This window comes from Limnohabitans sp. MMS-10A-192 (genome assembly GCF_003063335.1).
In the GTDB taxonomy this organism is placed as follows: domain Bacteria; phylum Pseudomonadota; class Gammaproteobacteria; order Burkholderiales; family Burkholderiaceae_C; genus Limnohabitans_A.
Map to the genome: position 1 here is coordinate 1 of NZ_NERX01000016.1, position 11,887 is coordinate 11,887.

Here is an 11,887-nt window from a genome sequence, read left to right on the forward strand (position 1 = left end):
CAAAACGAAAGGGGGCAAAAGCACCGAGCAGCTAAACTTATCCACAACCGAATAAGCCAATTCTTTAAAAACCAGTGGCTCAATATTCGATGCAAACACTGGCTCAGTTTGACTGGCTAATCAACACTCGTCAATTCCCGGGTTGGCGTCTGGCACGACCACAGCGGGCACCGTCCAGTAGTCCGCGATCTCGCGGCCCACCCAGGCACCCAGTGCTGACCAGTCAGCCGTTCCGAGCAGAGGTGCATCAACTTCGAAGACGCGGGTGGCGAGTCGATTCTCCTCCAAGTGAAAGCCGTAGGCCGGCACCATGCCCGTCAGAGCGGCTGCGATGGACGCGGGCCCCGCCTCGTAGTTGGATCGCGCACCCGCCACGCCGTTGGCGAAAGCCACCGCGCCGGTGTCCCCCCAGGCCAGGTGTTGGCGAAAGCGCGGCGGGGAGACAGTCTGGTAATTGATGCAGGTGGAGGTATCTATGCAGCCCATTTGCTGCAAGGCCTGGTGCAGACGCGTCTCCTGGTCGACCTGAGCCTGCGCGACGCCGTAGCGGGTGGCGCGCTTGAAGTCGACGCTGCAGGCTGCAGTGAGGGCTGGTATGCGAAAGCGCCCGCCGGCCCGGGCCAGCTTCTCGACCCACTCGATACCCGCCTCGCCCATCGTGCCAACCTCTGCGCCTACCTGTGCGGAATCCACAGGGACGAAGCGCTTGGCGCCAAAGTAGCGGGCGACCTGCAGTTGCTGCTCGATGGCCCATCGACACGCTTCACCCCACTGGCCCTGGCTCATGCTCTCCTGCAGTTCATCCAAATCCGTGGACATGTGCTACTCCAGCTTCTCGGCCGCCGCTTGCAAGCGATCCAGCAGGTCAAGAAGTGCCTGGTACTCGGTGTCTGAGAACTCGGCCTCTAGCTGTTTCTGGCGCATCCGGGAGACGCGCGAGCCCTGGTGGTGAAGCTCGCGTCCGGCAGCGGTTAGTTCAAGAGTGAACTGGCGCTTGTCCGCTGGGTCGGGCGTAGCGGTCACCACGCCGTCGTCCTGCAGCTTGGTTAGTGTGCGACTGATCCATCCCTTGTCAATTTCCAGGATTTGGACCAGGGTGCGGAAGGAAATGCCGGGGCGGCTACCGATCACTGAAATGACTCGCCACTGGGGTACGGACATGCCCGTCGCGTCGGGAATCGCGCTGGCGGCCGAGCGTCCTAGCGTGCTGGCCAGCTGGATGATGCGAAAAGTCAAATTCTGGGTGACATCCACCCCTTTGCGTGGTGGCATCACCGAGCTCCTTCAGGCAGAGGCAGCTTTCCCAGATCGGTGGGGCCTTGAAGTCGCACCACGTCCGAGCGGGAGGAGTGGCCAGACAGGTCGAAGGCGTTGCGGGCCCTGGTCACGATCTGTGGATCGACCTGCGCGAACAGCAGTCCTTCCTGTGTCGGTGCCAGCGGAGTGCACATAGGCTCCCCATCAGGTGCGAAGATCTGCGCATGGCCACCGCCTGCATGCAGACGCAGCGCCTTGTCCGGCGTGTCGCACACCAAGGCAACCACCTCTGCGGGCAACGGAGCGCAGGGCGCCAGCACATAGCAGCCGCCCTCGACGGCGTAGGTACGGCTAATCGCCAGAAAGGTGTCGGCACTGAGCATGCCGGGGGCTTGGTTCAGCGCGAAACTGGGCCAGGCCGCCACGTGCAGTGTTTCGTGCTGCAGGTGCATGGCGTGTTTGAGTAGCGGATGACGGTGTTCTGCACAGGCCAGGGCTCCGACCCGGCCCAGCGCTGTGTTGACCACCGGCAGATCCTGTGCCCCGCCTTCGCCGAACACCTTGAGCTCCAACGGGCCCGGCTTGAGCTTACGTCTGCGAAGGAGCGTGCGGCCGGTTTCATCTACTAACCATTGGGCAATGTAGAGGTGCTCGCCTTCGCGCTCTGCGGTACCCATGAGAACCTGGATGCGGTGATCAGCGGCCGCCCGAGCGATACGGCCTGCCTGCAGGCCTTCGAAGTCGAGGGCTTGTTCGAGGTAGCGCTGACTCAATCCCTTTTGGTGTGCCCATTCGATGCCGTTAAGCCAGACCCACCAGGGGTAACCGGGCAGCCACAACTCTGGAAACGCGATGAGCTTCGCACCATCGCCAGCGGCTTGCTCGATGAGAGTAAGCGCCTTGTCGACGGATCGTTCCAAGTCCAGGTAGACCGGTGCGGCCTGGACTACGCAGACCATGAAGGGCGAATGCATTTGAAATCGCAAATTTGTTGTGATGACAACGAATTATGAGCGACGGAATTAACCGATGTGAATGCGGGAAAACCCAGGGCGCGCTATTTCGGAACGCTTCACAGCGAGCCGATGGTGTCGGTAATGGTGCGCAGCATCCATTGAAAGCCCGCCTGGCTTTCATGCCGTGACTGCCAGTGGATCCGCACCTCAAACATGGGGATTGGCAGTGCAAGTGGGACCGTCTTCAGCGGGGCCTGCCTGACGAAGACCGAAGCCACCCGGGAGGGCAGGACAACAACCAGGTCGCTGCCGGCAATCAGGTTAGGCAGCGCGGTGAACTGGGGGATGCGGGCCACGACCCGGCGGACGATGCCTTGTTCGGCGCACACCTGGTCGATCAGCGCGTGGCCAGAGGACGATGAAGTGACCATGACGTGGCGTGCTCGGGCGAACTGGGCCTTGGTCATGCGTTCTTGTATGTCAGGATGGTTGCGGGCCACAAGACACACGTATCGCTCCTCGAACAGCTTCTTGCTGCGAGTCTGCGACACCAGCTCAGGCATGTTGCCTATGGCGAAATCGACCTTGCCGGTCAGCAGGAGATGGGATAAGTCGGCGGTGGGCTGGATCACGTCCACCTCGATCCCGGACGCCTTGGCCTGCAGCCGCTTGAGTAGCGGTGGGATGAAGTACATGGTGCCGATATCCGATAGGGCCAGGGTGAAACGCCGGTTCGAGGTCAGCGGATCGAAGGAGCGCGAGGACACCAGCGTACCTTCGATTGTCGTGAGGGCATCGCGCAAGGCCGGATATAGGTGGTCACATAGCGGGGTTGGCACCAGTCCCTTTGCAGTGCGGGTAAACAGCGGATCGCTGAACAGTATTCGAAGTCGTGCCAGCGCATGGCTCACGCTAGGCTGGGTGATGTCCATCCGCTCAGCGGCCTGGGTGACGCTGCGCGTTTCGTAGAGGGTAACGAGAGTGCGAATCAGGTTCAGGTCGAAGGTTGGCATGAGCGTGTTCATTGAGCGTGTCAGAGCGAGTGGATCTCGCACTTCATATTATGCGTTTTATCTATTTCACATATAAACAAAATTTGTTGTGTCGATGATGTAAGACCCGTAGCATGGCCTGCATCAACCAAAAGAAAACAGGAGACAAGGGCATGGAGCGCTCTTTCAAGACAGAAGTAGCAGCCTTGTCCATGGGGGCGGGCGAGGAGTTCCACGGCGAAGGCATTCTGGCTGTCACCAAGGCCTTGCTTCAGTCGGGTGTCAGTTACATCGGGGGCTACCAGGGCGCACCGGTGTCCCACCTGATCGACGTGCTTGGGGATGCCCGAGAGTTGCTGGATGATCTGGGCATCTATTTCGAGCCCAGTGCGTCCGAGGCCGGGGCGGCCGCCATGCTCGGCGCCTCCATCCATTACCCAGTGCGCGGCGCCGTCACCTGGAAGTCGACGGTGGGAACCAACGTGGCCTCGGACGCCTTGTCCAACCTGGCCTCGGCCGGCGTCCTGGGCGGCGCGTTGATCATCCTTGGGGAGGACTACGGGGACGGCTCCAGCATCATTCAGGAGCGAACCCATGCCTTCGCCATGAAGTCGCAGATCTGGTTGCTTGACCCACGTCCGGATTTGCCATCGATCGTGAAGGCCGTGGAACAGGGCTTCGAGCTGTCCGAGGCCAGCCAGACCCCAGTCATGCTGCAGCTTCGCATCAGGGCCTGCCATGTCCATGGCCGCTTCCATTGCAAGGACAACGTGGCGCCAGAGATTTCTACGCGCCATGGCATCGAAGTTCCCCGTTTCGACTACGCCAAGGTCAACTTGCCACCGTCAACGTACGAGCATGAACGCCAGAAGGTTGAACAGCGCTGGCCCGCTGCAGTCCGTTACATACAGGAAGCTGGATTGAACGAAGTGTTCGAGGGCGAGGAAGAGAGTGTTGGCCTTATCGTAACCGGTGGCCTCTACAACGGCGTCATTCGGGCTTTGCAGTTGCTGGGGCTTGCCGACGCTTTTGGCCGCTCCCGCATTGCGATCTACGTCCTCAACGTGGTGTACCCGCTGGTGTCTCAGGAGGTGATTGACTTCTGCAAGTCCAGGCGGGAGGTGCTGGTGGTTGAGGAGGGGCAGCCAAACTACATCGAGGACGCCATCGCTGCCATCCTGCGCAAGGACGGCCAAGCGACCCATTTGCATGGCAAGGGGATCTTGCCAGTGTCCGGCGAATACACCGGCGAAGTGCTACTTAATGCGATGGCCCGTTTTCTTGAGGCAGCGCAGCCGCGCAGCCTGGACTTGGCACCGGTGCGAGCCGCTTCTGGCAGCCTGGCATTGGGGCGGGAGCTTTCTGCGCAGGCGATTGGTGTTCCCGTCCCCAATCGTCCACCTGGTTTTTGCGTGGGGTGCCCGGAGCGCCCGGTGTTCGCCGCCATCAAGCTGATGCAGGAGCGCATGGGCCAGGTTCATGTCAGCGCCGACATAGGTTGCCACACCTTCGGAACGCTACCGCCCTTTAATGTGGGCAGCACCGTGCTCGGTTATGGCCTTGGATTAGCCAGCTCCTCTGGCGTGGCTCCACTCATGCAGCGGCGCACCCTGAGCATCATGGGTGATGGCGGGTTCTGGCACAACGGCTTCACCAGCGGGGTGGTCAACGCGGTGTTCAACCAGCACGATTCGGTACTTGTCATTTTGCGCAACGGCTACACCTCCGCCACGGGTGCCCAGGCCATTCCCTCATCGCCATCGCAGCCGGCGACAGGCCCGAACGCGCTGGATATCGAGGCGGCGTTGCGCGGTGTCGGCGTCCGATGGATCCGCAGCGTGCCCAGCTACCAGGTCGATGACATGCTTCAAGTGCTACAGGAGGCGATGACCACGCAAGAGCCGGGTTTGAAGGTGGTCCTGGCCGACGGCGAGTGCCAGCTGGAGCGTCAACGTCGGCTCAAGCCCCAGGTGGCCCGCAAGCTCCAGCAGGGCGAGCGGGTACTGCGTACACGGTTCGGTATCGACGACACCGTCTGTACCGGTGACCATTCCTGCATCCGCCTATCCGGTTGCCCTGCGCTGACGGTCAAGGACAATCCCAGCGCCTTGCGCAAGGACCCGGTGGCAACTGTCAGTGAGTCCTGCGTCGGCTGTGGGCTGTGCGGCGAGAACGCTCATGCTGCTACCTTGTGCCCATCGTTCTACAAGGCCGAGATTGTCCAGAACCCCGGATGGTGGGACCGCGTGGTCGACCGGATGCGGCGTTCCATCATCCAGCGGCTCGCCGGTAAGGCCAGCCCCGTCCAGGAGTTTTCCGCATGACACGTCCCTTTTGTATCCTGGTCGCTGCTATGGGCGGCGAAGGCGGTGGTGTTCTGGCCGACTGGCTGGTCGATGCGGCCAGCCGGATGGACTTTCCGGTTCAGTCCACCTCGGTGCCGGGCGTGGCCCAGCGAACCGGGGCAACCACCTACTACGTGGAGATTTTTCCGCAGGCGCGCCAGACTCTGGGCGGGCGTGAGCCGGTTCTGTCGCTTACTCCCACGCCTGGTCATGTGGACCTGGTGGCAGCGACGGAGTTGGTGGAGGCTGGCAGAGCCATCCAGAACGGGTGGGTCGATCCGGCGCGCACGGTTTTGATCACATCCAGCCACCGTGAATATGCTGTGTCCGAGAAGTCCGACATGGCCGATGGGCGTTTCGCTGACGAGCGCATCGCGCAGGCCGCGGCCTCCCGATCCCGCTCATTGACCTTGCTGGACATGCGCGCCCTGTCAAGGCAGCAGGGAACGGTTATTAACACCGTGCTGTTTGGCGTCATGGCGGCCACGCCTGGATTCCCTTTGTCCCGTCATGCCTGCGAGGAGGCCATTCGCTCATCAGGCAAGGCGGTGCAGGCCAGCTTGCGGGGATTCGCGACAGGTTACACAGCCCGGGAGTCCGCCCCTGACGTTCTTTCCTCGTCGGCCGCATTGCCCGTTGTCGTACCTCCATGTGCTGAACCCGGACTCGATGGCTTGCCGATCGAACTGCGCGAGGTGGTAGGGCACGGAATGCGCCTGACAGGCGATTTCCAGGACCGGCGCTATGCTGACTTGTACTTAGCCAGGGTTCTGGCGATTGCCAGTCAGGAGCAGGCACAGGAAGGTTGTGACTGGCGTGTCAGCGTGGAGGTGGCCCGCCACTTGGCATTGTGGATGGCGTTCGAGGATGTGATTCGGGTGGCGGACCTCAAGACACGGCGAGACCGCATTGATCAGATCCGTCGTGAGGTTGGAGCCGGCCCACGCGAGCCCGTGCGGGTCACCGAGTTTCTTAAACCCGGACTCGACGAGCTGCTCTCCCTGTTGCCAACCGTAGCCGCCCGTGCGTTGGCCCGAGCCTGGGGCGGGCGCCTACGTTCGCCGCGCAAGGGCCTGCATCTTCGCTCGGACACGATGCGCGGCTTCATGATGCTTGTTGCCCTGCGGTCACTACGGCCCATGCGCCGGCACATGTCACGCTTCGCCCAGGAGGATGCTGCGATCCGTGAGTGGCTGCAGGTTGTCTCTGGGGCCATGGAGCGGAGTCCAGAGGTGGCACGCGAAGTGGCTCTGTGCGCCAGCCTAGTCAAGGGTTACGGCCAGACAAACGAGCGCGGTCGCAGCAACCTGTCGTCGATCCTTAGCGACTTGCAGCGGCAATTGCCCTGTGGCGGCTCCAATGTGGCCTTGGCTCAGCGAATCCGGGATCTCCGCCAGGCCGCCTTGGCCGATCCGCAGGGGCGGCGCCTGGCGCAATTACTGGGGCTGCCCGTGCCTGAATTGGTCGCGCAACCGATCCGGTTCTTTCCTGGCCGTCGGGCCGCATGAGGAGTGAAGTGATGAATGAATTCGAATCAGCCTTGGTGCAACGGTTTGGGGCAGCTGGCGTGTTCCTTGGCGAGGACATTCCACCCCCCCACCTGAGCGACTGGATGACCACCAGCCCGCCGGGCGTGGCACGGGCGCTTGTACGGCCCGCTTCCACAGACGAGGTCGCCGCGCTGCTGTGCATGTGCCATGCAGAGGGCGTTCCCGTCGTGCCACAGGGCGGTTTGACCGGCTTGGCTGGCGGCGCAAAGCCAGTCAAGGGTTGTGTGCTGTTGTCCCTTGAGCGGATGGACCAGATTGAATCCGTTGATCCCGCATCGTCAACTATCACTGTACAGGCGGGTGTGACCATGGGCCGGGTACAAGCCGAAGCGCTGAACCAAGGCCTGTTCTTCCCGCTGGACCTCGGAGGGCGCGACTCCTGCACTATAGGCGGCAATCTCTCGACAAACGCCGGGGGCAACCGCGTGCTGCGCTATGGTATGGCCCGCGACCTAGTGCTGGGGTTAGAAGTTGTACTGGCCGATGGCACGGTCATGAGCCACTTGAATCTGATGCTCAAGGACAACACGGGTTACGACCTCAAGCAGCTGTTCGTGGGCAGTGAAGGTACCCTGGGGGTGATCACGCGGGCAACGTTGAAGCTATTCCCCAAGCCGAGGACCACCCAGACGGCCCTGTGTGCGCTACGAAACTATGATGCGGTGTTGCAACTGCTGTCACATGTCCGCCACAACCTGGGCGCTAACCTGTCGGCATTCGAGATGATGTGGCCAGACTTCTATGAGCGCATGACGTCGGGTCTTGCACACCTGACCACCCCGTTGCCACACGGACATGGCGCTTACGTTTTGCTGGAGGCGCAGGGCACCTCGCCGTCTGCAGACCAGGAACATTTTGAGCGGGTGCTGGCCGAGGCGCTGGAGCAGTCGGTGGTAGAGGACGTGGTGATTGCCCAGTCCGAGACTGATGCCCTGAGGCTGTGGTCGGTTCGCGACGCCTCGGGCGAATTCCGGGCGGTGTTCTGGCCCCACGTGGGCTTTGATGTGAGCGTTCCCACCGGAGAAATTGGCCGCTTCGTTCAGACGCTCAAGGACAAGCTGCAGGCCCAATGGCCTGAGGTCCAAACGGTATTCTTCGGCCACGCTGGAGACTCAAACATTCACATCGGCGTAAAGGTGTGCCCGGGAGAGCAGCCAGAGGCTCAGGTTGAGCAACTGGTCTATCAGGTGGTGGGTGAATGGCACGGCTCCATTTCCGCCGAGCATGGCATCGGCACACTCAAGCGCGAATTCCTCCATCATTCCCGAACTGTGGCCGAGATCGCTGCAATGCGCGCTATCAAGTCTGCGCTAGATCCCAAGGGGATCCTAAACCCGGGCAAGGTCTTGCCTCCGCCTAGATGACTAGGTCGAAAAATGGAACGAAATGGAATAGGAGAATCGTTTCGCAAGGTGACCGCTATTTGTGAAAACCTGACTCCATGAACGACTGCTTCGCCACTTTCAAAGTGTAGTTATGGGTCGGATAGAGACGGTCAACTTCGAGTGACTCAGTCCGGCCATAAGCAGTCGGTCATGCCAGAAAATCTAGTGGGCTGCTTTAGGCCTTGAAGTACGGCGCAGTCAAGGAAAACTGTCCAAGAGGATGCTGGCCCATCTCGTAGATTCTGACTTCCTGCGGTGTTGATGGTTCACTCGATGAAACAGGTATGGGATTGGAAACTTCCCCTATCGGATGTGATGAGCACCGTCATGGTGAGCGCCCAAAAGGACAAAGTCATCATGGCGGCGCTTTCCTTTCAGATCAGACCAGCGTCAACTCTACGACGATGTTGCCGCGAGTGGCATTTGAGTAAGGGCAGACCTGGTGGGCTGTGTCGATCAGGTCTTGGGCCACGGCACGGTCCATGCCGGGCAGGCTGATGTCCAGACGGGCGGCGATTCCGAAGCCTGCGGGAATTGGACCAATGTCCACGCTGGCGTCGATGGCCGCATCAACCGGCACCGCGACTTTCTTCAAACTGGCTACATGCTTGAGTGCGCCCATGAAGCAAGCCGAATAGCCCGCTGCAAACAGTTGTTCGGGGTTGGTCGCACCGCCCATGCCGCCGAGTTCCTTCGGTGGTGCCAGCTTGACATCCAGCAGACCATCACTGGAGACTGAGCGGCCGTCACGGCCTCCAGTGGTATGGGCTTTGGCGGTGTAGAGGACTTTGTCGAGTTTAGTGGTCATTTCATTTCTCCATTCAAGGGTTAAGGGATTGATTTAAGCCAGCACGGCTGGCAAAGATTTTTGTAAAACGGTTTTCTGGCCTGTAGCCTTGCCAGCAAGTGCAAAGCCCAGCAAGATGCCATCCAAACCAACAAATCGGGCGTCCACTCCGTCAGAGAAGGCGTTCACCTGCCAGCTTCCTTGGGCGTCCGCGAGTGGCGGTGAGACCACCACCGGCATGGCGGGTGTCTTGACGACCACAGGCATGGCCGGGTAGCGCAAAGTGGCCGGCTGGCCAGCCAGATGAGCTGCCAGAGTGCGTGCAGACTGCATCAGAGGCATAACATAGGGCAAGAGCAGACCTTCAACTTCTGCAACGTCGCCCAGCGCGTAAATGTCGGTTTGGCTGGTCTGCAGTTGGCGGTTGACGACGATGCCGCGCGCGGTCTGTAGTCCGGCAGCCTTTGCCAGCGCGATCCGAGGGCGCAAGCCAACAGCCGATAAAACGAGGTCGCTGGCCAAGCGGTGGCCATTGGCCATTTCGACCTGCAGACCCTGCGGCGCTGCGAGCACTGCCTGTACCGAGGTGCCAAAGTGAAAACGCACGCCAGCGTGCGCAAGCGCCTGCTGCACCTGCTGCCCCGCCTCTAGCGGTAGGAGTCGGCCCAAGGGGTGAGTGCCAGGATCGATCACATCAACCTCATAACCGGCCTGCACAAGGTCATTCGCAAATTCGCAGCCGATCAAGCCTGCGCCGATGACGGTCACTCGCTTCGCACCTTCGAGCTGTGCACGAAACGTCGCGTAATCTTGCAGGTCATTGACCGAGATCACCCGGTCCGCTGCATCGCCCTGCAGGGGCAGACGCACCGGGTCAGCGCCTAACGCCAGCACCAGACGGCTGTAAGTCACTGGCCCCAGGGCAGTGGTGACACTGCAGGCGACCGGATCGATGGCCGTCACATCGGTCTTAGCCATCACAGTGACCCCCAACTGGTGCGCCATGGCCGCGCTGGTGGCGCTGACCAGCTGAGCTGCGGTTTTGCCGCTGCTCAGGGCGTTGGACAACATGGGCTTGCTGTAAAAGTCCCCGTTGTCGCGGGTGATCAGGGTGATGGGTGTCTGGGCATCGAGCTTGCGGAACTCCCGGACCAACGTCCAGGCCGCGAGACCCGAGCCTACGATCACCAGGCTTTGTGCAGGCGCAATCATCAAGTGCTCCTGTTCGCTCAGCCGATCTCGACCATTTCGAAGTCGGCCTTGGCGACGCCGCAATCAGGACATTCCCAGTTTTCAGGGATGTCTTCGAAACGGGTGCCGGCGGCGATGCCGTCTTCAGGGATACCTTGGGCTTCGTCGTAGATGAAACCGCAAACAATGCATTGCCAAACTTTCATGATGTTCTCCAAAAATTGAAACGTTGAATCGGTGTGGATGGCTCAGGCCTGAATGGCGTCGAGGGCCTTTTGGTAGTGGTTGGCGTGGCGCTCTTCAACTTTGGCCAAGGCAGCAAAGCGCTTGGCGGCCTTTTCGAGCACGGCCTTGAACTGATCGGCGTGTTCTTTGGACTCGCTGATCTGCTCGTCGATCTCGGCAACGGCAGCGGCGTTGCCTTCCTCCACAGCGGTCTTGCGAAAACCTGGGTACATCTCGCTGTACTCGTAGGTTTCGCCTTCGATGGCGATCTGCAGGGCCTTAGCCGGAGTCATGTCGGTCGCTGGGTAAAGCAGATCGAGGTGGCCGAAGGCGTGCATCACTTCCTGATCTGCGGTTTGCTCGAAGATGCGGGCTGTATCTTCGTCACCAGCAGCGCGCGCCAGTTTGGCGAAGTAGCGGTACTTGATGTGGGCCATCGATTCGCCGGCAAATGCGGCTTCGAGGTTTTGGTAGGTTTTGATTTCTGGACGTGCCATTTGAAGCTCCTTTCAGGGGGTGGTTTTGTTGCGATGGATGAATTGTGAAATTTCTCAATCAATCAGTCCAACGGATAATTTTCATTGAATCAATCTAAAATATCGATAATGAACTTTTAGCAACTGAAAGAACACTCCCTATGGCCGCCTTGCCCTCGCTGCGACAGCTGCGCTATCTGCTGGCCTTGGCCGAGCACCTGAACTTCACCCGCGCTGCTGAAGCCAGCTTTGTCAGTCAGTCCACTTTGAGCACAGGTCTCAAGGAGCTCGAAGGTACGCTGGGCGTGCAGCTGGTCGAGCGTGACAAGCAGAGCGTGGCGCTGACGGCCGTGGGCAAAGACGTGGTGACTCGTGCGCGGCAGGTGCTTGCAGCAGCCGAAGACCTGAGCGATTTCGCCTCTGACGCTTCGCGCCCCATGCAGGGACGATTGCGTCTTGGAGTGATTCCGACAATTGCGCCATTCGTGCTGCCCGCCGTTATGCCTCTGCTTCGCGAGAAGTTCCCGATGCTTGAGCTTGGCCTACGCGAGGACCTGACTGCGCATTTGCTGGAGCGGCTGCGAAACCGACAGTTGTGTTGATTGGCTTTGAAAACTGAGCCACTTTGATGGGAATTTGCATCCAAATTTGAGCCGCTTCATTGGCCTATCCTGCTTATTTTTTGAGCAAGGGTGGCCGGGAGTGATCAACGTGGGAACTTTG

The 11,887-nt window shown here is 60.5% G+C and carries 12 protein-coding genes; 4 read left to right on the forward strand and 8 right to left on the reverse strand.

The features are described from left to right. Window positions 1–120: 120 nt before the first annotated feature. From B9Z43_RS16790 to B9Z43_RS16805, 4 genes are all read right to left on the reverse strand, one after another. A complete protein-coding gene (locus tag B9Z43_RS16790) occupies window positions 121–819 on the reverse strand; it encodes an aconitase X (protein WP_108327062.1) in 699 nt (232 codons plus the stop codon). A 3-nt stretch (window positions 820–822) separates the two neighbouring features. Further along, window positions 823–1,272 carry a MarR family winged helix-turn-helix transcriptional regulator gene (locus tag B9Z43_RS16795; RefSeq protein WP_108327063.1) on the reverse strand — a complete coding sequence of 150 codons (450 nt, stop codon included), beginning with the start codon at window positions 1,270–1,272 and terminating at the stop codon, window positions 823–825. Further along, window positions 1,272–2,231 carry a carbon-nitrogen hydrolase family protein gene (locus B9Z43_RS16800; RefSeq protein WP_108327064.1) on the reverse strand — a complete coding sequence of 320 codons (960 nt, stop codon included), beginning with the start codon at window positions 2,229–2,231 and terminating at the stop codon, window positions 1,272–1,274. Before B9Z43_RS16800 ends, B9Z43_RS16795 begins: the two co-directional genes overlap by 1 nt. Window positions 2,232–2,329: 98 nt before the next feature. Further along, window positions 2,330–3,238 carry a LysR family transcriptional regulator gene (locus tag B9Z43_RS16805; protein ID WP_108327065.1) on the reverse strand — a complete coding sequence of 303 codons (909 nt, stop codon included), beginning with the start codon at window positions 3,236–3,238 and terminating at the stop codon, window positions 2,330–2,332. Window positions 3,239–3,378: 140 nt separating this feature from the next. Here B9Z43_RS16805 and B9Z43_RS16810 point away from each other — a divergent pair, with 140 nt between their 5' ends. The 3 genes from B9Z43_RS16810 to B9Z43_RS16820 are packed head-to-tail and all read left to right on the forward strand — an operon-like array spanning window position 3,379 to window position 8,464. Next, complete coding sequence (locus B9Z43_RS16810; protein WP_108327072.1) at window positions 3,379–5,529, forward strand: indolepyruvate ferredoxin oxidoreductase subunit alpha; 2,151 nt, start codon at window positions 3,379–3,381, stop codon at window positions 5,527–5,529. Continuing rightward, a complete protein-coding gene (locus B9Z43_RS16815) occupies window positions 5,526–7,058 on the forward strand; it encodes an indolepyruvate oxidoreductase subunit beta family protein (protein WP_108327066.1) in 1,533 nt (510 codons plus the stop codon). Before B9Z43_RS16810 ends, B9Z43_RS16815 begins: the two co-directional genes overlap by 4 nt. 11 nt (window positions 7,059–7,069) lie before the next feature. Continuing rightward, entirely contained in the window at window positions 7,070–8,464 is a 1,395-nt protein-coding gene (locus tag B9Z43_RS16820; RefSeq protein WP_199222335.1) for an FAD-binding oxidoreductase, read from the forward strand. A 400-nt stretch (window positions 8,465–8,864) separates the two neighbouring features. Here the strand turns inward: B9Z43_RS16820 and B9Z43_RS16825 are convergent, their stop codons facing one another. Genes B9Z43_RS16825 through B9Z43_RS16840 form a run of 4 tightly spaced genes read right to left on the reverse strand, consistent with a single transcriptional unit; the run spans window position 8,865 to window position 11,185 of the window. After that, entirely contained in the window at window positions 8,865–9,293 is a 429-nt protein-coding gene (locus tag B9Z43_RS16825) for an organic hydroperoxide resistance protein (RefSeq protein ID WP_108327068.1), read from the reverse strand. Window positions 9,294–9,326: 33 nt separating this feature from the next. Next, window positions 9,327–10,484 (reverse strand): NAD(P)/FAD-dependent oxidoreductase, encoded by a 1,158-nt coding sequence (locus B9Z43_RS16830; RefSeq protein WP_108327069.1) that lies wholly within the window; start codon window positions 10,482–10,484, stop codon window positions 9,327–9,329. Between the two features lie 17 nt (window positions 10,485–10,501). Beyond that, entirely contained in the window at window positions 10,502–10,669 is a 168-nt protein-coding gene (locus B9Z43_RS16835) for a rubredoxin (RefSeq protein ID WP_108327073.1), read from the reverse strand. A 42-nt stretch (window positions 10,670–10,711) separates the two neighbouring features. Further along, window positions 10,712–11,185: a rubrerythrin family protein gene (locus tag B9Z43_RS16840; RefSeq protein WP_108327070.1), complete on the reverse strand. Its 474-nt coding sequence runs from the start codon at window positions 11,183–11,185 to the stop codon at window positions 10,712–10,714. 140 nt (window positions 11,186–11,325) lie between these two features. On the opposite strand from B9Z43_RS16840, the gene B9Z43_RS16845 reads away from it, so the two are divergent. After that, window positions 11,326–11,766 carry a LysR family transcriptional regulator gene (locus tag B9Z43_RS16845; protein WP_108327071.1) on the forward strand — a complete coding sequence of 147 codons (441 nt, stop codon included), beginning with the start codon at window positions 11,326–11,328 and terminating at the stop codon, window positions 11,764–11,766. Window positions 11,767–11,887 lie beyond the last annotated feature (121 nt).